The 19,601-nt window shown below is 68.7% G+C and carries 16 protein-coding genes; 8 read left to right on the forward strand and 8 right to left on the reverse strand.

The window, feature by feature from the left end:
• Positions 1-64: 64 nt before the first annotated feature.
• Positions 65-649: a TetR/AcrR family transcriptional regulator gene (locus AC4FS2_RS13065; protein ID WP_491156307.1), complete on the forward strand. Its 585-nt coding sequence runs from the start codon at positions 65-67 to the stop codon at positions 647-649.
• Between the two features lie 133 nt (positions 650-782).
• Here AC4FS2_RS13065 and AC4FS2_RS13070 read toward each other — a convergent pair whose 3' ends face one another.
• Complete coding sequence (locus AC4FS2_RS13070; protein ID WP_491156305.1) at positions 783-1,151, reverse strand: winged helix-turn-helix transcriptional regulator; 369 nt, start codon at positions 1,149-1,151, stop codon at positions 783-785.
• Between the two features lie 65 nt (positions 1,152-1,216).
• Here AC4FS2_RS13070 and AC4FS2_RS13075 point away from each other — a divergent pair, with 65 nt between their 5' ends.
• Positions 1,217-3,433, forward strand: a complete 2,217-nt coding sequence (locus AC4FS2_RS13075; RefSeq protein WP_491156303.1) for an LLM class flavin-dependent oxidoreductase — start codon at positions 1,217-1,219, stop codon at positions 3,431-3,433.
• A gap of 149 nt (positions 3,434-3,582) precedes the next feature.
• Here the strand turns inward: AC4FS2_RS13075 and AC4FS2_RS13080 are convergent, their stop codons facing one another.
• A complete protein-coding gene (locus AC4FS2_RS13080; protein ID WP_491156301.1) occupies positions 3,583-4,173 on the reverse strand; it encodes a histidine phosphatase family protein in 591 nt (196 codons plus the stop codon).
• Positions 4,174-4,911: 738 nt separating this feature from the next.
• On the opposite strand from AC4FS2_RS13080, the gene AC4FS2_RS13085 reads away from it, so the two are divergent.
• Both AC4FS2_RS13085 and AC4FS2_RS13090 read left to right on the forward strand, forming a co-directional pair.
• Complete coding sequence (locus AC4FS2_RS13085) at positions 4,912-5,559, forward strand: dihydrofolate reductase family protein (protein ID WP_491156300.1); 648 nt, start codon at positions 4,912-4,914, stop codon at positions 5,557-5,559.
• 62 nt (positions 5,560-5,621) lie between these two features.
• A complete protein-coding gene (locus AC4FS2_RS13090; protein WP_491156298.1) occupies positions 5,622-7,739 on the forward strand; it encodes a RecQ family ATP-dependent DNA helicase in 2,118 nt (705 codons plus the stop codon).
• 379 nt (positions 7,740-8,118) lie between these two features.
• Here the strand turns inward: AC4FS2_RS13090 and AC4FS2_RS13095 are convergent, their stop codons facing one another.
• Positions 8,119-9,246: a glycosyltransferase gene (locus AC4FS2_RS13095; protein ID WP_491156296.1), complete on the reverse strand. Its 1,128-nt coding sequence runs from the start codon at positions 9,244-9,246 to the stop codon at positions 8,119-8,121.
• A gap of 54 nt (positions 9,247-9,300) precedes the next feature.
• Here AC4FS2_RS13095 and AC4FS2_RS13100 point away from each other — a divergent pair, with 54 nt between their 5' ends.
• Positions 9,301-9,876: a TetR/AcrR family transcriptional regulator gene (locus AC4FS2_RS13100; protein ID WP_491156294.1), complete on the forward strand. Its 576-nt coding sequence runs from the start codon at positions 9,301-9,303 to the stop codon at positions 9,874-9,876.
• 192 nt (positions 9,877-10,068) lie between these two features.
• Here the strand turns inward: AC4FS2_RS13100 and AC4FS2_RS13105 are convergent, their stop codons facing one another.
• Positions 10,069-10,833 carry a ZIP family metal transporter gene (locus AC4FS2_RS13105; RefSeq protein WP_491156292.1) on the reverse strand — a complete coding sequence of 255 codons (765 nt, stop codon included), beginning with the start codon at positions 10,831-10,833 and terminating at the stop codon, positions 10,069-10,071.
• 133 nt (positions 10,834-10,966) lie between these two features.
• On the opposite strand from AC4FS2_RS13105, the gene AC4FS2_RS13110 reads away from it, so the two are divergent.
• The gene (locus AC4FS2_RS13110; protein ID WP_491177575.1) at positions 10,967-11,950 is read left to right on the forward strand and encodes an ROK family protein; all 984 of its coding nucleotides are present in this window, start codon (positions 10,967-10,969) and stop codon (positions 11,948-11,950) included.
• A 110-nt stretch (positions 11,951-12,060) separates the two neighbouring features.
• Here AC4FS2_RS13110 and AC4FS2_RS13115 read toward each other — a convergent pair whose 3' ends face one another.
• The 4 genes from AC4FS2_RS13115 to AC4FS2_RS13130 are packed head-to-tail and all read right to left on the reverse strand — an operon-like array spanning position 12,061 to position 16,205.
• Positions 12,061-13,143, reverse strand: a complete 1,083-nt coding sequence (locus AC4FS2_RS13115) for a Gfo/Idh/MocA family protein (RefSeq protein WP_491156289.1) — start codon at positions 13,141-13,143, stop codon at positions 12,061-12,063.
• Complete coding sequence (locus AC4FS2_RS13120; RefSeq protein WP_491156287.1) at positions 13,140-13,997, reverse strand: carbohydrate ABC transporter permease; 858 nt, start codon at positions 13,995-13,997, stop codon at positions 13,140-13,142. Before AC4FS2_RS13120 ends, AC4FS2_RS13115 begins: the two co-directional genes overlap by 4 nt.
• Positions 13,990-14,937: a carbohydrate ABC transporter permease gene (locus AC4FS2_RS13125; RefSeq protein WP_491156285.1), complete on the reverse strand. Its 948-nt coding sequence runs from the start codon at positions 14,935-14,937 to the stop codon at positions 13,990-13,992. Before AC4FS2_RS13125 ends, AC4FS2_RS13120 begins: the two co-directional genes overlap by 8 nt.
• Positions 14,934-16,205 carry an ABC transporter substrate-binding protein gene (locus AC4FS2_RS13130; protein ID WP_491156283.1) on the reverse strand — a complete coding sequence of 424 codons (1,272 nt, stop codon included), beginning with the start codon at positions 16,203-16,205 and terminating at the stop codon, positions 14,934-14,936. Before AC4FS2_RS13130 ends, AC4FS2_RS13125 begins: the two co-directional genes overlap by 4 nt.
• 410 nt (positions 16,206-16,615) lie before the next feature.
• Between AC4FS2_RS13130 and AC4FS2_RS13135 the strand changes: the two genes are divergently transcribed.
• Together AC4FS2_RS13135 and AC4FS2_RS13140 are read left to right on the forward strand one after the other, a co-directional pair.
• Positions 16,616-17,908, forward strand: a complete 1,293-nt coding sequence (locus AC4FS2_RS13135) for an MFS transporter (RefSeq protein ID WP_491156281.1) — start codon at positions 16,616-16,618, stop codon at positions 17,906-17,908.
• An 11-nt stretch (positions 17,909-17,919) separates the two neighbouring features.
• Positions 17,920-19,572 carry a glycoside hydrolase family 13 protein gene (locus AC4FS2_RS13140; protein WP_491156279.1) on the forward strand — a complete coding sequence of 551 codons (1,653 nt, stop codon included), beginning with the start codon at positions 17,920-17,922 and terminating at the stop codon, positions 19,570-19,572.
• Positions 19,573-19,601 lie beyond the last annotated feature (29 nt).

Raw genomic sequence — 19,601 nt, forward strand, 5'->3', positions numbered from 1 at the left:
TACTTCACCATAGGATCGCACCACCGGCCAGGTCAAGAAGAACTTACTTCGCTAGACTTGCCGGGTGGCCTCCTCTCCCCCCGACACCTCGACCCGGATCCTTGATGCGGCCGTGCACGAGTTCGCATGGCACGGGCTCGCGGGCGCGCGGGTGGAACGCATTGCAACGCTCGCCAGCGCGAATGTGCGTTCGATTTACGCGCACTTCGGTAACAAGGAGGAACTGTTCTTCGCGGCGCTGAACTCCGCGCTCGACAGCATGGCGGCGAGCGTGCCGCTTACGGACGACGATCTCCCGCAGTGGGCGGGGCGCCTCTTCGACTACCATCGCGCTCACCCGGAGGCGCTGCGCATCCACTTATGGCGCCAACTCGAGCGCCCAGAGCAGGGTCACAATTCGACTCGGTCGTATATCGACCGCGTGCGAGCCATGTCAGCGGTCGACACCATCTCCACGCAATCCGTCGATACCCTTGCCTTCCTCTTCGGCCTCGCTCAAAGCTGGTACCTGTCCCCCGCCGCACTGCTGACAGCAGACGGAAGCGACCCGACTTCCGTCCAGCGCCTGCAGGATCACCGACGCGCGCTCATTGAGGCCGCAGCAGCCATCTGCGAGCGCACCTCCGTTCACGCTGGCACGACCGACTGATCCCCCGGTGGCCGAGCCCCGCGGGATTCGGGCGGGGCCTGCAGCCACTACGACCCCGGAATCGGCACCCTGTCCCATTCCCCCCTCGACCACGACGGAGAGCCACCAGCCACCATCGAGGAGGCCACACGCGCTAGTCCTCGGAGTTATCCCAGCGCCGCACGAAACCGGACATCGGCTCGATGGCCGACAACAGATCGTTCCCACGCTCGGTCAGGCCGTACCGCACGCTGACGGGTGTGGTCGGAATGACCTCACGCTCGACCAGCTGCGCCGCACCGAGCTGCCGCAGGCGCACGGTAAGCATGCGGGCTGACAGACCGGGGACCGCGGCGAGGATCTCGCTGAACCGTTCCGCCCCGCGGGCGAAGGCGAGCAGGATACTGGCCGACCAGCGCTGCCCGACGACCTCGAGCATCGCACCGGCCCGCTGGCAGTCCCGCTCGTCGGCGTGTTCCCATGCGGTCGTCGGCTTGGCAGAGGAGGCGGATGTCGCAGTCACTTACTCATCGTAAGTCAGTTACGCGGCGTTTGCATCGGTTCCGGGAAGAAGCACAGCATGGCCGCATGCCTGATTACGGTCACCCGCTGAAGTTCGGGAGCTTCATCACTCCCCGAAACGACATCCCCCAGCTCCCCGTCGACCTCGCGGTCCTGAGCGAGGAGGCGGGCCTCGACGTCGTCACCTTCCAGGATCATCCGTACCAGCCCACGTTCCTCGACACCGCCACGCTCCTGACGTGGGTCGCGGCGCGCACCTCCCGCATCCATGTCTCAGCGAACGTGCACAGCCTGCCGCTGCGCCCCGCCGCCGTGCTCGCGCGCGCCAGCGCCAGCCTGGACCTGCTCAGTGGAGGCCGCGCCGCCCTCGGGCTGGGGACCGGAGGGTTCGGCGGCCCCATCGCGGCGATGGGAGGCCCCGATCGCACCGTGGGTCAGGCCGTGAGCGCCCTGGACGAGGCCATCGACGTCATCCGCGGGATCTGGGCAGGGAACGACCCGACACCGCTGTATATGAACGGCGAGTATTACCAGCTCAAGGGCGCCAAGCGTGGGCCCAACCCGGCCCATGACCTGCCGATCTGGGTAGGCGCTTATAAGCCCCGCATGCTTCGACTTGTCGGGCGCAAGGCCGACGGCTGGCTCCCGAGCCTTCCCTGGCTGGAGATGGGTGTGACGCGGGCCAACGAGATCATCGACGAGGCGGCCCGCGGCGCCCGGCGCGATCCGCGCGACATCGTACGGCTGCTGAACGTCTTCCCGCAGACCACCACCGACGAGCTCGCCCGGCTCGCGATCGAGGACGGCGTGAGCACCTTCATCGTCGCGACTGATGACCCCGCCGAGATCCGCCGCTTCGCTCAGGTGGTCGCCCCCGAGGTGCGCCAGCGCCTCGAAGAGCACCGCGCCCGAGAGGCGTCGGCGGGAGGAGGCGGTCGACCGGCACCGAGGTTCGAGGACGATCACGTGCCGGGCTCGCTCGCGGCATCCGCCCTCACCCCGGGCGACACGGGGTACACGCGGTACACGTCGGGGTACTTCCGCGGCGCCCGCCCGGGCCTCGTGCTGCGGCCGCAGACGCCGGCGCAGGTCCAGGATGCGGTGCGCTTTGCCGCTCGTCACCGCGACGTGCCGCTGGGCATTCTCAGCGGGGGCCACGGTCTGTCTGGTCGCTCGCTCAACAACGGCGGCATCGTGATCGCCGTCGACGCGCTGAACCGGGTCGACGTGCGGGAAGGCGGGCGCTTCCGGGCCGGGCCGGGCGCACGTTGGGGGGAGGTGGCGCGCGCGCTCGCGTCGCACGGCTTCGCGCTCACGGCGGGCGACTACGGCGGGGTGGGCGTGGGGGGCCTTGCCACCGCCGGTGGCATCGGCTGGTTCGTGCGCGAGCACGGGCTGACAATCGACCACCTGCGCTCCGTCGAGGTCGTCATTGCCGACGGCGAACTCGTGCGAGCGAGCGCGGACGAGAACGCCGATCTCTTCTGGGCGATGCGGGGTGCCGGCGCGAACTTCGGGGTCGCGGTGTCGTTCGAGTTCGAAGCCCACCCCGTCGGGCCCTCCGTCGGCTTCGCGATGCTCACGTACGCCGTCGACGACATCGCCGAGTTCTTCCAGGACTGGGGCAGGGCGCTGGAGTCGGCGCACCCGAGCGTCACTGGAACGCTCATGATCGCCCCTCGCGGGCGGGCAGCCCCGCTCGGGGTGCAGGCGCTTCTCGTGGTCGACTCGCACGACCCCGACACCGTCATCACGCGGCTGCAGCCCTTCGCGCCGCTCGCTCCGCTGGCCGACCAATCGGTACAACTCGTCCCCTACTCCGCGCTGCTAGAAACGCCGATGGGCGAGCAGCAGCAGGGCCGCGGCGAGCCGCACTCGCATTCCGCCTTGACCAACCACCTGGGCGAAGACGTCGCCGCCGCGCTCGCCGATCTGCTGGGCGCTGATTCGCCGTTCATCCTCTCGGTCCGCTCGGCCGGTGGAGCAGCGGCGGACACCCCTGCGGATGCCACCGCATACGCCTGGCGCGGCGCGAACTTCCTCATCGCGACCATCGGCGGAGGCACGCCCGACTTCGAGGCACGGTGGGCGCGGGTGCGCGACCGCGGGGAGGGCATGTACCTGAGCTTCGAGACCGACACTGGCCCCGAGGTCGTCGCGCGCGCCTTCCCGCCCGCGCACCTCGCGCGCCTGCGAGAACTCAAGGGCCGCTGGGACCCCTCCGGGCTCTTCCGCGACAACTTCTCCATCGATCCCCACATATCCGACGGCGCCCCAGCCTGACCCTCGTCCGAAGGCACGCGCGTCCGCACCATCCGCCGCGCTATCCGGACGAGAACCATGCCCCCTGTTCCGTCTCGAGCCGAACCTGCGCAAGGAGCCCGTGAAGCACGGTTGAAGTCGGCGCTCAGGCTGGCGGGGCCACCCAGCCGCTACGCGGTCGGGATCGGCGCCCCGTCCCATTCCTCACACGTCAGGGTGCCTTCAGCATCCAGATGGGCGCGGACCATGGACGTGTTGGCGAGGCGATGCTCCTTGAGGATGAAGTCCGGCGTCAGGTCGGAGCCTTCGCAAATGGTGGGGAGCATCAGCGAGAGAGTGGCGAAGTGCGCGGCGACCACGACCGTTCCTTGCTCATGGCGGAACTCATCGGCGAACTCGGTCCACCAGGAGTGAAAACGATTGTTCACGACGTCGTAGTCACCCTCCGTGGAGTACTTCTTTTCGCGCTCTTCACCGTCGAGCCACGCGGCCATCCGCCGAGGGATCTCCACAGTCTTATCCGCATCACCGATGCCTTCGTTGAGGTCGACCTCGTTGAGGCGCGAATCCGCGAGGAGGGGGAGGTCGTGGCTCTCTGCGACCGCGGCCCCGGTCTGGAAGGCGCGGGTCATCATGCTGCTGTATACCGCTGCCACCGGCTCGTCCTGCAGCGTGGTGGCCAGGTCCGCCACCTGCTGCAGGCCGAGCTCGGACAGCGGGCCCTGTGAGGGCTTCGCTTCGCCGTGCCGAACAAAGATCATGTCGACGCCGGTCGTGTCAGGCGTTTGGGGTGCCGCCGGTGCTCCTGGAGTCGCGCCGCTGCAAGCGGTGAGAGCCGCAGCGCCTAGGGCCAGGGCGACCACGCCCCCCATCAGCCTTCGGGCCGGCCACCGCCGACGATAGGAAAAACGACCAAGACGACTCGGCATGCTTGCCATCGGGGGCACTCCACTTCTCATGGGAAACGTACTCCCAGCGTCTCTACCCGCTCCCGTCGCGTCATCGTGCAGATGCAGGCGGCGGGTACGCAGTTCGCCGTAGAACCGACGGCGCCGCCAAGCCCACGTGCTGCGCGACCCCCTCACTCCCGGTGAAGGGCGGGACGTCCGCGAATCCGCGACTGGAGCGGGGTTCGCACGGTGCGCGAGGTGGTCGGCGACACGCGCCGCGGGAGCTCCGCTTCGACGATTGTGCGGGACGCCGTCGCGCGGCACCGGGGCAGCACCGGGTCTCTCTCCGACCCGGCTGCTTCGGACCGGGTGTCTTCGGTCTCGGCGCGCCTCGGCTGAACGCAGCGCCACCGCATTGCGGCGATCGCCGTGCCGCGCGATGGTTAGGCATGTGCCTCGCTATCGCGACGAAGTGGACGTGATGCTTCGCGCGCTCGCTGATCCGACTCGTCGCGCGAACGTGGAGCGCGTCGCGAAGTCGCCGGCGGTGATGTCCCAACTGCTGGCCCCGTTCACCTGTCCCGCGCAACCGACGAGGAGACCGGAGAGATGACTCGCGTTCGGATCGACCTGTTCTCGTCACTCGACGGATACACCGCGGCGCCGGACGTCGCATCAGACAACCCGATGGGTGAGGATTGGGGCGCGCTCGCGGCGGCCTACACGGCCACCCGCACGTTCCGGAGGAAGGTCTTCGCCGACACCACCGGCGCAGGGACGACGGGCATCGACGAGGCCCACGCGGCCGCGTTCTTCGATGGTGTCGGCGCGGAGATCATGGGCGCCGCGATGTTCGGGCTCCATACCCATCCCGCCGACGCGGAGTGGAAAGGCTGGTGGGGCGACGAGCCGCCGTTCGGCTACCCGGTCTATGTCCTCACCCACTCCGCACCACGACCGCCGATCGCGATGGCCGGCGGCACCACGTTCCACTTCCGAGCGGGCGCGCTCGAGGACGCTCTTGCCGAGGCGACCACTGCTGCCGCTGGCCTCGATGTTCGTATCGGGGGCGGAATCCGAACAGCGCGCGCATTCCTCCGCGCAGGTTTGGTGGACGATCTGCACGTGGGAATCGCCCCGGTGGTACTCGGCCGCGGGAACCGTGTCTGGGACGATCTCCGGGGGCTCGAGCACACGCATGCGGTGAGATCCGAAGTCGCCGAGAGCGGCACCATCCACGTCACCTTCACGCGATAAGGCGCAACGATGTGAGCGCCTCGCGGACTGCCGCGTCGGCGACATGAGGCAGGGTTGAGCGCATGACCTCGACGACGCCCACGCACGCCCCGGCACTCGACGTCCTGCGTGCCCTCGTCGGCCGCGACGACGCCGAGTTCCACGACGGCCAGTTCGAAGCGATCGAGGCGCTCGTGGACGACCGTCGCCGCGCGCTCGTCGTGCAGCGCACCGGGTGGGGGAAGTCGGCGGTGTACTTCGTCGCGACGCTCCTTCTCCGTCGACGCGGCGCCGGTCCGACCGTGCTGGTGTCGCCTCTGTTGGCACTCATGCGCGACCAGATCGCCGCGGCCGAGCGTGCCGGGGTGCGGGCCGTCGCGATCAACTCCACCAACGCGCACGAGTGGGGCGACGTGCTCACGCAACTCGACCGCGACGAGGTCGACGTGCTGCTGGTGTCTCCCGAGCGCCTCAACAACCCGTCCTTCCGCGACGAGCAGCTGCCACAGCTGGTCGCGAGGATCGGGCTGCTCGTCGTCGACGAAGCGCACTGCATCAGCGATTGGGGGCACGATTTCCGCCCCGACTATCGACGGCTCCGCGACCTCATCGCACGCATACCCACGGGGGTTCCCGTGCTCGCGACGACCGCGACCGCCAACAGCCGCGTCGTGTCGGATGTGGCCGAGCAGCTCGGCGTGCCCGACGAGAGCACCGGCTCACCCGAGGTCCTCATCATCCGCGGTGCTCTCGCACGGACATCGCTCCGGCTCGGCGTGCTGCGGCTGCGGGACGCGCCATCCCGGCTCGCCTGGCTCATCAGCCATCTCGGCGAGCTCCCCGGTTCTGGCATCATCTACACGCTCACCGTCGCGGCCGCCAATGACACGGCCCGGCTGCTGCGTGACCGGGGATACGAGGTGCGCGCGTACACAGGTCAAACCGATCCCGATGAGCGCGAAGAGTCCGAGTCGCTCTTGAAGGACAACCGGGTCAAAGCCCTCGTCGCCACCAGCGCTCTGGGCATGGGCTTCGACAAACCCGACCTCGGGTTCGTCGTTCATCTCGGCGCGCCCTCGTCGCCCGTGTCGTACTACCAACAGGTCGGGCGCGCAGGGCGCGCCACCGCCTCGGCCGATGTGCTCCTGCTCCCCGGCGCCGAAGACCGCGACATCTGGCACTACTTCGCGACGGCGTCGATGCCCGACCGCGACCGGGCCGAGAGCGTGCTCTCGGCCCTTTCGACCGCGGGAAGCCCACTGTCGACGCCGTCGCTCGAGGCCCTGGTCGACATCCGTCGCACCCCGTTGGAGCTGCTGCTGAAGGTGCTCGACGTCGACGGTGCGGTCGCCCGCGTGCAGGGCGGCTGGGTCGCGACCGGTCGGTCGTGGACGTACGACGAGGAGCGCTACGACCGGATCGCCGCGGAACGCCTGGCCGAGCAGAAGCACATGATCGAGTACGAAGAGACCACCCGGTGCCGCATGGAGTTCCTGCAGCGCTCCCTGGACGATGACACCGCGACGCCATGCGGACGCTGCGACAACTGCGCCGGCGCATGGTTCCCCACCCGGATCGACGAGGAAGCGACGGATGCCGCATCCGCTGCCCTCGATCGCGTCGGCGTGCCGCTCGAACCGCGGCGGCAGTGGCCGACAGGTGCCGACCGACTCGGCGTGCCCGTGCGCGGTCGCATCCCCGCCGAGGAGCAGGCGAGCGAAGGGAGGGCGCTTGCCCGGCTCACCGACCTGGGATGGGGTGGAACGCTGCGCGAGATGTTCGCGGAGGGCGCCGATGATGCCCCGATTGCCCCGAGTGTTCTCGCCGCCTGCGTCCGGGTGCTGGCCGAGTGGGGATGGACGGAGCGTCCGGTCGCCGTGGTCGCGCTGCCCTCGCGATCAAGGCCGCAGCGGGTCGGCTCGCTCGCGCGCGGGATCGCTGAAATCGGGCGAATGCCGATGCTCGGAGCTCTGGATCTCGTGGAGGACGGCCCGAGGGGTGGGCCGGGCGGCAACAGCGCCTTTCGACTCGCCGGAGTCTGGGCGCGGTTCAGTGCGGCAGGCCTCGAGGTTCCGCCCGGCCCCGTGCTGCTCGTCGACGATCTCGTGGACAGCCGGTGGACGCTGACGGTCGCCGCGCGTGAGCTGCGCCGTGCCGGCGCGACCGGGGTCCTTCCCTTCGCCCTCGCGCTTCGCAGCTGACGCGCGGCCGCTCCGTTCTCCATGCGGCCTCCTCGCCAGCGACGTCAGCGCTCAGCGGCTCGACTTCTCTCTCGTGCCCGCCGTCGGGATTCCCCCGCTGAGCGGCGACTCGGTCGAGTGCCGTGAGGACGAGCCCGCCCAGCCGGTCTCGTAGGAGTCGCTCATCAAGGATTTCGTGCAGCACCCACCGGGTGATGCGACCCCCGATGGGCGCCAGCTCGGCGACGGGCGCGGCTTCACCCAAGCGCGGTTCGACATCGTGCTCGCGCCGGCGCACGCCGAGTGACGAGGTTCTCCCGCTCCCGGCACTGATACCGTCCCGTTGTCGCCCAGGACGGTCAGGGAGTCGCGTGGGTGTGCCCGGCAACAGCCCGGGGGCTCATCGGCTGGGTGACGCCACGCGGCTGTCAAGCAGGCTGACCAGACGCGCCAGCGCCTCCTCTGCTCTCGGCATCTCACTGATTGCTGTCGCGATCCCAGCGGCCGCTTCCCGGTAGGCCGGTTCTGTGATGAGGCGGTGCGCCGCGTCCGCCACGTCCGCCGGATCCTCGATGGCGATCGCTACGCCGGCGTTCGCGAGTCGTGTCGCGTTCCAGGGCTGATCCGCCAAGAAGGGGCGGATGACCATCGGCACCCCCGCGGTGAGAGCGGCGAGCGTCGTTCCGGTTCCCCCCGCGGACACGACCACATCCGCCAGCGGCAGAAGCCGCTGCAGAGGGATGAAGCCGACGCGATGCACGTTCTCGGGAGACGTCCCCGGCTCTGCGGCACCACGCGGGCTGGTGAGGAGGACCTGGAGCCCCGCTCCGGCGAGCCCCTGCACCAGGGCGGACTCGATCTCGGGCTCATCCACGCTCGTACCAAGGCTGACCACCGCGACCGGCCCGGAGCGGTCCAGCTCGAAGCCCAGCGGATACGACTCCGGTTCTCGGTAGACGGCGGGCTGCATCGCCTCGTGAGCGGAAGCTGCCTCCCGCTCCTCCCCGTCAAGCAGGGCCGCGGGGAACGGGTCGACCACCGCGATCGGCGTCGGGCGCGTCAGCTGCCGGGTGCTGAACGACGACGACGCTCGGTCCTCGATCGCCCGCATGAGCGGGCTGGGAATCGGCCCGGAGGGGATGAACTGCACGAAAGGCACTTGCAACGAGGCGGCCACCAGTGGAGCGAGCTGGTCGAGCAGATCGCCGATGACCAGGTCGGCATGGAGTCCGTCGATAGCTTCCAGCACAGCATCCGCGCCGAGGTCGGAACGCACTCCCCCGAAGAGCTCGATCGCACCCGCACCGGGATGCCGACCGTCGTCGCCGACGAGGCGATGCTCGGTCTCCGCCATGCTCTCCGCCACAGAAGGACCCGCCTCCACGACTCGGTGATGCGGGAGGAGCGCAGCGCCACCCGCACCCGTGATCACGATGACGTCGTGACCCGCGGATACAGCCGCATCCATCAAAGGAGTCATGGGGTACAGGTGGCCGGCAGCCGGAACACCCAGGAAGATGATGTGCATGGCCCAATGGTACCGCGAACGTTCATTCGCTTTGACGATGATGGGGCGGCGCTCGTGCCGAGGCTGACCCCGCAGACAGCGGCGTTGCGACGGGCGACGATCATCGACGCTGCGCGACGGGTGTTCGCCGATACCGGATTTGGGAATGCCTCGATGCAGCGACTGGCGGCAGAGGTGGGCATGTCGGTGGGCGGACTTTACCGGCACTTCCCCTCCAAGGCAGATCTCATCGCCGCCGTCGTCCGCGGCCGGGACGGCACTTCCGACCCGGCGGTCGACGAGCCTGCAGGCGCCGTCGCCATCCTCGACAGACTCCTCGAATACATCGACCCATCAGCCGGGGGCGATGACCAGGCGCGGTTGACGACGTTCATCTGGGCCGAGACGCTCACGGACGAGGCGGTGCGCCACCTCGCAGTCGAGCGGCACTCAGCCCTTCACGCGTTGTTCGCCAGGGCGCTGGGCGGCGACAGTTCGAACGCGACGCCGGAGACGAGCGCGGCCATCGACTCCGTCCTCGCCGCCCTGGTCGGATTCAGCGCGATGACGAGTGCCGGCTACACCGTCGACTTCCCGAGGTTCGCCGACATGCTGCGCCGCATTCTCGAGGGGGCCACCGAGACGGTATAAACCGACGCCAGGCACTACGTCGCCGAGGAGCAACCCGAGACCGTGGCCGCCGCGCTGGACAGGTTCGCCGTGGAGGCGACCGCAGCCCAATCCTGATGGCGAAGGGGTCCCGACACACTGGACCGTGGGCTGCGCCCCCAGGCTGACAGCGCCGGTCCTTGCATGCGTGGGAGTGGGGCTCGCCGGGGACCCTCAGCCCGCCACCTCGTGCAGGAGGAACGCGGCGAGGAAACCCAACGTCGCCCACAGGCCGGTGAGAGTGCGCTGCGTCTCGAACGCCTCGGGGATCATGGTGTTGCAGATCATGGCCAGCAGCCCGCCCGCGGCGATCGCGATGACGAATGCAATGAGCGCGGCCGGCGCGGCCTGGAACGCGGCGTACCCGAGCACCGAGGCGATCACGGTGATCAGCCCGATGCTCCCCCACAGCAGCGACACCGAGCGACCGCTGGATCCGCTGCGCTTAAGGGCGGCGGTGGAGCCCAGGCCCTCGGGGAAGTTGCTGATCGCGATGGCCGCAACGATCGGGATGCTGATCTCACCGCCGCGCAGCACCGACAGCCCCATCAGGATCGATTCCGGGATGCCGTCGATGAGCGCGCCGATGGCGATCGCCGCCCCGGTGCCGCTCGCCAGCCGTGCGTCGCGACGCCGCGCGGCGATGTTCGCCGGCGGGCTGGCGGTGGGGTCGGTGGGGCGCGAGACGAACCAGTCCGCCACGATGTACAGCAGCGCGCCGGCCAGAAGGCCGCACGCCGTCGGGGCCACTCCGCCGTCGGCGACCGCCTGGTCGACGAGTTCGAAGGCCACGGTCGCGATGAGCACCCCGGCGCCAAGCGCCATGATTCCCGCCACCACCCACTGTCGGATGTCGACGTACCACGCAATGGCAGCGCCGAGCAGCAGCGTGCCCCCGGCGATCAGTCCGCTCAACGCGGCGAGCCAGAGGCCTGTCATGGCCTCAACCTAGACCTCGCGGGTGCCGAGCGGTCCCGGACGGCCCGCGGTCGCCCGCATGTGCGGCGGCGGTTCCGGTAGCGGCCGCGCGACCCCGCGTCGCTCGAGCCCACGTCGGAGGGGTAGACACTCTGTGGTGCTGGGCGCTAATAGCAGGCCAAAAAAAGTTCCGACCGGTTACAATTTCCCGGTGACCTTCGCACTCGCCCTCGACATCGGAGGCACCAAGGCCGACGCCTGTCTCACTACGGAGGATGGCCAGGTGGTGGTGGGTACCCGAAGTCGCGCTGAGACCGGCCCAGCCACCACAAACGCTTCGCTGGACGCCGCCATATACGAAGTCATCCGCCGCGCGGTGTCGATGCTTCCTGCGCGCGCAGACCTCGCGGGTGTCGGAATCGGAAGCGCAGGGCCCATCGACGTGGTCGCGGGCACGATCTCACCCCTAAACATGCCCAAGGTCGATCGCTTTCCGGTAGTCGACCGGGTGAGGTCGCACCTGCCCGTCGAGTACCGCTCGAAGCCTGTCGCGCTCGCGCACGATGGTCAGTGCATAGCAGTGGCCGAACATTGGCTTGGTGCTGGCCGTGGCGCTCAGTCGATGCTGGGCATGGTGGTTTCGACAGGCATCGGTGGCGGGATCGTTCTCGAGGGCGCCCCCCTCCGCGGCGCAAGCGGGAACGCCGGTCATATCGGGCAGATCGAGGTCGCGAGTTTCGCCCCGCAAGGCGTCACTGGTTTGGAAGCCACAGTCGAGCGCATCGCGAGCGGTCCTAACATCGTGCGGTGGGCCCGGGAAAGAGGCTGGCGAGGCGTCAGCGGCGAGGACTTGTCCCGGGACTACGCGAATGCCGACGAGATCGCCGTCGCCGCGGTTCATCGCAGCGCCGCCGCAGTGGGCGCTGCGCTTACATCAGCGGCGGCCTTACTCGACTTCGACCTCGTCGTCATCGGTGGAGGATTCTCGTATGTATCCGACGACTACATAGACCTCGTCCGCAGAAGTCGGGACACAACGGCCGCGTTCCCGTTCCTCGCGCGCGCCGACATCACCCGAGCTCGCCTGGGCCCCGACAGTCCGCTCGTTGGGGCGTCAGCGATGATCTGGCGACGATGACGCGCAGGGTGGGGGAACCGTCCATGGCGCGCCTCACTGTTCCCGGCCCGGACGGCGCAGACTCCCATCGCCGCATGGTGGCGCTGGTGATCAACGGGCTGCGCGCCTGATCAGCGCAGCGACTGCCAGCCTGCGTTGACGGCCGAGCGACGCACTGCGTCGCCCACGCGCACGGCACGCACGCCGGCGTCGATCGTGGGAAGTCCGTCCACGACCTCGCCCGACATCGCGGCGTAGCTGTCGCGTACGAAGGCCGCGAAGGAGTGGAAGTAGTCCTGCACGGTTCCGGTGGGGGCGAACCCGAGCCGGGTCGCCTGCGCGGAGAGACCGCCCTCGGTGAGGGCGATCGTCGAGCCGGTGCCCTCGCCGGCGGTGCCCTTCCATAGCACGGTCGGCTCCTCCTGGTCGAGCGCGATCCCGGCGAGATGCCCCGACAGCTCGAGTGTGAGCGACTGGCCGCGGCCGGCGGTCACCTGCGACACCAGAAGCGTACCGATTGCGCCTCCCTCGAGCTCCAATGCCACCGCGATCGCGTCGTCGGCCTCCTCGGCCTGACTGCGGCCGGCCAGGACGCTGCGTTCGACCGCGACCACGCGGGCGACGCGCTCGCCCGCAACGAATTCGAGGAGATCGACCAGGTGCGACCCGACATCGCCGAACGCTCGCGACGGGCCGGTGCGATCGAGGTCGAGGCGCCACTCCGACTCGGGCGCCGAGAGCAGCCAGTCCTGCACGTATCCGCCGCGCACCGTGATGAGCGGCCCGAGCTCGCCGGCCGCCACCCTCGCCCGCGCCTCCTGCGCGAGCGGGTGATAGCGGTAGGTGAAGGCGATGGTGCCGATGACGCCGGCGCGAGCCGCCGCATCCCGCAGCTTTTCCGCGTCGTGCAACGAGGTCACGAACGGCTTCTCGCACACGAAGTGGCGACCGGCCGCGATCACCTCTCCGACCTGTTCCGCGTGCCGGGTGTTGGGCGAGGTGATGTGGACGGCCTGGATCGACTCGTCGGCGAGCATCTCGGTCGCGCTCATGTAGGCCGCGGGCACGCCGAGCCGCTCGGCCGCCTCGACCCCGCGTTCGGGCGTTGACGAGACGACTCCGGCGATCTCCGCACCCGCCGCACGGATGGCGCTGGCGTGCAGGTGCGCGATGCGCCCCGCGCCCACGAGCCCGACCCGCTCGATGGCCGTCATTTCATTCCCGAGAACGCCAGACCGTCGATGACGCGGCGTTGCATGAAGAGGAACAGGACGAGGATGGGCAGGCACGCCAGCAGCGCTGCCGCGAGGATCACCGGGTAATCCGTCGAGTACTGGCCCTGCAGACCCGCGAGCCCCACCGACAGCGGCTGCGCACCCGGCCGGGTCGACACCACGAGCGGCCACAGCAGATCGTTCCACGAAAGCAGCACACCGACCACGGCGAGGGCCGACAGGCCGGGGGTCGCCAGCGGCAGCATGACTCGCCAGAAGACCTGCCAGGGGTTCGCCCCGTCGATACGCGCCGCCTCTTCGAGCTCGGCGGGCAGCCCTAGGAAGAACTGCCGCATGAGGAACGTGCCGAAGGCGCTGAACAGTCCCGGGAGCACGATACCGGCGATCGTGTTCAGCAGCCCCAGGCCCTGCACGATCTGGTATTGCGAGAGCAGGAACACCTGCGGCGGCACGAGCAGTATGGCCAGCACCAGCGCGAAGATCACGTTGCGCCCAGGGAACCGCATGCGCGCGAAGGCGTATCCGGCCATCGAGCACAGGATGAGCTGAGCCCCCACGCGAACCACGGTGATGATGATCGACACGGTGAACTGCGAGAGGAACGGCAGGCGCTCGAAGACGGCGACGTAGTTCTCGGGATGCAGCGCCGAGGGGAACAGCTGCGGGGGCACGGCGGTGATCTCGGCGTTCGTGGAGAACGACGCCAGGATCTGCCACGCGAACGGGAACAGCATCACGAGGCTGCCGATGATCAGCACGACGTGTGCGACCGCGTTCCCCCCGGCCCGCTTGGCCGTGGTGCGCTCGAAGGTGGCCGTGGTGCGCTCAGACATAGTTGACCCATCTGCGCTGGAGCCGGAACTGGATCGCGGTCACGATGGCCACCACGACCAGGATGAGGATGGCGATGACCGCGCCGTACCCGCGGTTGTTCGCGATGAACGACTCGTCGTAGTAAAGGAATACGAGCGACTTCGACTGCGCGATCACGGGGCTCTGCGTCCCGATGAGTCCGTAGATCAGATCGAACAGCTGGAACCCGGCGATCACGTTGATGACCGAGACGAAGAAGATCGAGGGCGTCAGCAGCGGGATGGTGATCTGGAAGAACTGCGAGCGCCGCGAGGCGCCGTCGAGGGATGCCGCCTCGTACAGCTCGGGTGGGATGCCGCGCAGCCCCGCCGAGAGGATGATGATGTTGAACCCGATCGACATCCACAGACCCACGATGGACACCGAGACGATCGCGAGCCCGGGCGTCGACAGCCACCGCGGCCCTTCGATCCCGATCAGATCGAGCGTCGCGTTGAAGATTCCGAAGTCGCCGTTGAACAGCACGCGCCATACCAGCGCGATCGCGATCGGCATGGCGAGGTAGGGCAGGAAGAACATCGTCCGGTAGAAGGACGCGAACCTCAGCCCGGGTCGGTTGAGCAGGCTCGAGAGCCATACCGCCAGCGGGATGCCCAGCAGCACAATGACGATGTAGACCGCGGTGTTCAGGAAAGCCAGGGGGATCTCGGCGTCGCCGAGCAGGGCCGCCCAGTTCTCGAGGCCGACGAACTCGACCCCGCCGAACGCGCCCCACTCCGTCAGGCTGAAATAGGCGGTCTGCAGGATCGGGAACAGGTAGAAGACGGCGATCCCGACGAAGAAGGGTCCGACGAAAAGCAGGGTCCACCAGCCGGATCGGTCCGAGCCACGCCGGCGCTCCGGCGCCCGGGTGGGCGCGGCCGCAGCCGCGCCCACCCGGTCAAGAGTGTGCGATGTCATTCGTCGGCCAGCGCCTCGTTCATCTCCGCAGCGAGTTGCTGCGTGGCTTCCTCCACGGTCATCGCCCCGGCGAAGTACCCGCCCACGATGACCGGCTCGTTGGATGCCCACGCGTCGGTGTTGATCGACACCGGCATCGGGTAGGCGTAGTCGATCGCGTCGACGAACACCTGCAGACCGAGCTCCGGGTGACTGTCGACGAACGCCTTCGAGGTGCCCGCGTACGCCGACGGGCTGACGCCGCTCTCGGCCTGCAGCAGCTGCGCCTTCTCGGTCGCCGCGAACGCCTGGAACGCCTGGGCCGCAGCCGTGTTGGCCGACCGCGCATTCACGACGTTCGAGATCGCGTGCCCGACCGTCGCCTTGCGGTCGCCCTGCGGCAGCGGCACCGCGACGTAGTCGGCCGCTTCGGGAGCGTTCGCGATCAGGGCGACGCTCGCCCCCGCGATGCTGGGGAACATCGCCGCCTTGCCGCTGGTGAACCAGTCGTTGCCGCGCGTCTCCGACAGCTGTTGGACGGAGGGAGCCGAACCGTCGGCGATCACGTCGGCCCAGACCTCCAGGCCCTTCGCCGACCCCGGCTCCCCCCAGCCCGAGCTCACGCCGTCCTCGTTCACGACGGCACCGTTGTAGGCGAAGACCGAGCTGTAGTAGGTCGTTTGACCGTAGAGGTAGAACGCCGAGCCATAAACGCCCTCGGAGCCCAGGGCGTCGTGGATCTGCGCCGAAATTTCGCGGAAGTCGTCGTAGGTCCAGTCGGCCTCGGGAAGCGGCACGCCGGCCCGCTCGAAGAGCGCCTTGTTGACCCACATGGCGTTGGTGTCAGCGTCCTTCGGCACACCGTACTGCTCGCCATCCCAGGAGTAGGCCTCGGTGAGGTTCTCGGGATACTTGGCAGGCTCGATCTCTCCGGCGGCAACGAGGTCGTCGATCGGCGCCAGCTGATCGTTCGATGCGTAGAGCTGGAAGTGCGCCATGTCCATCCAGAACACGTCGGGGAGCGTGTTGGATGACGCCTGCGTCTGCAGCGCGGTCCAGTAGTCGGTGAAGGGCGTGACCAGCGGTGTCACGGTGACATCGGGGTACTCCTTCTCGAAGGCCTCGATGATGGACTCCATCGCGGGCTGCTGCAACGGGTCCCAGAATCCGTAGGTGATTTCACCGGAGATGTCTTCGGACGACGGCGTCTCCGACTGCCCTGAGCACCCCGACAGCGCAAGTGCGGCCACCGACAGCGTGGCCACCGCGAGAGCGACGGTCTTCTTCATGCTGCTTCCCTTCATGGAGACGCGCGTGCTCGGGTGATGCCACGTCGCGTCGGTCGAGTCGCGCGTCCTCACCAAGGAGGCGCGCAGGATTTGTGGTTCAGATGGTGGGGTTACCTGCGGCAGCCAGGCCGCCCGGTGTGCACATCGCCGGTGGCGGAGTCGTGCCCCGCCGGCAGCGAACAGACGTGCGGAGCGGTTCTGCTGCGCGCGTTTGAGTGACGACACCGTCATGCATGTGGTGACGGTAACACAAATGTTCCGCTCGGTACTTTGTTTTTCGTCACGATTTGTCGCGGCAGTCGCTACCCGGCGCGTGGGACGCGGGAAAAAAGATCCATACGGAACTTTTCATGTTAGGTTCGCACAGTCGCGGCGTGAAGGAGCCGAGAAGACGTCGAAAGAGAGTCCCCGTGGACGAGTCGCATCCCACATCTGCCACCGCCGTGAACCCCACCCCTCGCAGTCGCTCGGGCGCTGCTGCCACCGGGCTCGACGATCGACCGTCGTCTCGCTATGCCGTGGTCGCCATCCCTCTCGCGCTGCTGGGCTTCTCGATCGCGCTCACCCCGCCGCTGTTCATCACGATCGCGCTGCGGATGCGTGAGCTCGACCTCGAGAACTCGGCTGCGAACCTCGGCATCGTCCTCGGGGTCGGCGCGCTCTTCTCGTTCCTCGCCAACCCCATCGCCGGGCGTCTGTCCGACCGCACGACCGGGCGGTTCGGTATGCGCAAGCCGTGGGTGTACGGCGGCGCCGTCATCGGGTATCTCGGCATCCTGCTCATCGGGTTCGCGCCGAACGTGTTCCTCGTGATCGTCGGGTGGAGCGTCGCGCAGACGGGTCTGAACTTCGCCCTCGCCGCCCTCATCGCCATGGTCCCCGACCAGCTCGCGCCCGCCTCGCGCGGCAGGGCGTCGTCGTTCATCAGCCTGGCGCTGAACGTCGGCGGCGTCGGTGCCGCATTCCTGGTGCAGCTGTTCCCGATCGGGGTCGTGCAGAACCTCGTGCCCAGCGCCGTGGGCGTGATCCTCATGGTCGCGATCATCGCGCCGGTGAAGGACCGCGTACGCACCGAGCCACCGACCGAGCCCTTCGGGTTCAAGACGCTCATCGGAAGCTTCTACTTCAACCCCCGCAAGTACCCCGACCTCGGCTGGGCGTGGCTCACACGCTTCCTGCTCAGCACCACGCAGTTCACCGCGACGAGCTACCTCACGTACTACCTCATCGCCGTTTTCGGCGTCTCCGACGCCGACGCCCCCGCCCTCGTGTTCCAGGCGATACTCGCCAACGCCGTGGGACTCCTGCTGGTCACGCCCGTACTCGGCTGGCTCTCCGACCGCCTGAAGCGCCGCAAGGCCTTCGTCATGGCCTCCGCGCTCATCGCGACGGCCGGCCTCATTGTGATCGCCCTGGCCCCCTCCATCCCGATCGTGCTGCTCGGCGAGTTCATCCTCGGTGCGGGCATCGGCGCGTTCTTCGCCGTTGAACTTGCCCTGCTGACTGACGTGCTGCCCAACAAGGAGGACGCGGGCAAGGACCTCGGTGTGGCGAACCTGGCGCAGTCCCTGCCGCAGTCGCTGATCCCGATCGGCGCTCCCCCGGTGATCGCTCTCTTCGGCTATCCCGGGTTGTTCATCGGGGGCGCGATCTTCGGCATCCTCGGGGGGATCAGCGTGACGCGCGTCAAGAAGGTGCGCTAGCCGTGACGAACGTGAGCGATCCCGAATGGTGGCGTCAAGCGGCGATCTACCAGATCTATCCGCGTTCGTTCGCCGATGGCAGCGGTGACGGTGTCGGCGACTTCACCGGGGTGCTCTCGCGCATCGACTACATCGCACAGCTGGGCGTGGATGCTGTCTGGTTCAGCCCTTTCTACCCGTCCGCGCTCGCGGACGGTGGCTACGACGTCGACGACTATCGCGACGTGGATCCGACGATCGGCACGCTCGCACAGTTCGACGACGTCGTGCGCGCGTTGCACCGCCACGACATCAAGGTGATCGTCGACCTCGTCCCCAACCACAGCTCCGACCGGCACGCGTGGTTCCATGCCGCCCTGCAGGCGGCTCCGGGCTCTGCGGAGCGCGAGCGGTACATCTTCCGGGACGGTCGCGGTCCCGACGGCGCCACCGCCCCCAACGATTGGCAGGCGCTGTTCGGCGGCCCCGCGTGGACCCGCATCGTCGAGCCCGACGGCTCGCCGGGCCAGTGGTACCTGCACCTGTTCACCACGCATCAGCCCGACTGGAGCTGGCAGAACCGCGACGTGCGCGATGACTTCCTGCGCACCATCCGCTTCTGGGGCGACCGGGGGGTCGACGGCTTCCGTGTCGACATCGCGATGGGCCTGGCGAAGGACATGAGCGAGCCCTACCCGACGTGGGAGCGGGTGCGCAGCGGGGCGTCGCTGCTCGGCGGCAGCGACGACGTGTTCGGGCCAGGACGCCACCCGCTGTTCGATCGCGAGGAGCTCGACGACATCTACACCGAGTGGCGCGCGGCCTTCGACGAGTACACGCCGCCGCTGTTCGCCGTAGCGGAAGCGTGGGTGGCGCCCGAGCGGCGAGGCCGGTACGCCAGCTCGGAGGGACTCGGCCAGGCTTTCAATTTCGACCTGCTCACCGCGGGGTGGGATGCGGACACGTTCCGCGCGATCATCGGCTCGAACCTCGCGTTCGCCGAGGCGCACGACACCACGAGCACATGGGTGCTGTCCAATCACGACGTCGTACGTCATCGCACGCGCTACGCCCTCACGGCGGACGGCGCCTTCCCCAGCCGGCGGCTCATCGACGTGGACGAGGCGGAGTCGGCGCGCGGACTGGCTCGTGCACGCGCGGCGATCACGCTGGCCCTCGCCCTCCCGGGCAGCACGTACATCTATCAGGGCGAGGAACTCGGGTTGCCGGAGGTGACCGACATCCCCGTCGATCGCGTCCAGGATCCCTCGGCCGTGATCGAGGACGGACGCGTCGTATCGGGCCGCGACGGGTCGCGCGTGCCTCTGCCGTGGTCGACGGACGACGCGTCCTTCGGGTTCAGCAAGCACGCCGCCCACCTGCCGCAGCCGGCCTGGTTCGCGCAGTACGCGGTGCAGACCCAGGATGGCGACTCCGCTTCCACGCTCGAGCTGTACCGGGGTGCCCTTGCGCTGCGCCGCGAGCTCGTGACCGACGAACGCGCCGAGTGGCTCGACCTCGACCCCGCCACGGTCGCCTTCCGCCGGTCAAACGGATGGGTCAGCTTGACGAACTTCGGCGCGACGGCGATCGAGCTGCCCGACGGCGAGGTGCTCCTGCGCACCGACGGCGATGCGGGCCGCTCACCGCTCCCGCCCGACGCGACCGCGTGGCTGCGCGCCTGACCCATGCGGCCGCGACTCGCCGACTCACG

The organism is Microbacterium sp. Z10_103 (assembly GCF_058310455.1).

Bases quoted from the DNA above. Each gene is read 5' to 3' on its own strand.
- AC4FS2_RS13085 (WP_491156300.1), top strand. From the start codon at position 4,912: ATGACTCGCGTTCGGATCGACCTGTTCTCGTCACTCGACGGATACACC.
- AC4FS2_RS13125 (WP_491156285.1), bottom strand. From the start codon at position 14,937: ATGACATCGCACACTCTTGACCGGGTGGGCGCGGCTGCGGCCGCGCCC.
- AC4FS2_RS13115 (WP_491156289.1), bottom strand. From the start codon at position 13,143: ATGACGGCCATCGAGCGGGTCGGGCTCGTGGGCGCGGGGCGCATCGCG.
- AC4FS2_RS13095 (WP_491156296.1), bottom strand. From the start codon at position 9,246: ATGCACATCATCTTCCTGGGTGTTCCGGCTGCCGGCCACCTGTACCCC.
- AC4FS2_RS13080 (WP_491156301.1), bottom strand. From the start codon at position 4,173: ATGATCTTTGTTCGGCACGGCGAAGCGAAGCCCTCACAGGGCCCGCTG.
- AC4FS2_RS13105 (WP_491156292.1), bottom strand. From the start codon at position 10,833: ATGACAGGCCTCTGGCTCGCCGCGTTGAGCGGACTGATCGCCGGGGGC.
- AC4FS2_RS13075 (WP_491156303.1), top strand. From the start codon at position 1,217: ATGCCTGATTACGGTCACCCGCTGAAGTTCGGGAGCTTCATCACTCCC.
- AC4FS2_RS13090 (WP_491156298.1), top strand. From the start codon at position 5,622: ATGACCTCGACGACGCCCACGCACGCCCCGGCACTCGACGTCCTGCGT.
- AC4FS2_RS13130 (WP_491156283.1), bottom strand. From the start codon at position 16,205: ATGAAGAAGACCGTCGCTCTCGCGGTGGCCACGCTGTCGGTGGCCGCA.
- AC4FS2_RS13120 (WP_491156287.1), bottom strand. From the start codon at position 13,997: ATGTCTGAGCGCACCACGGCCACCTTCGAGCGCACCACGGCCAAGCGG.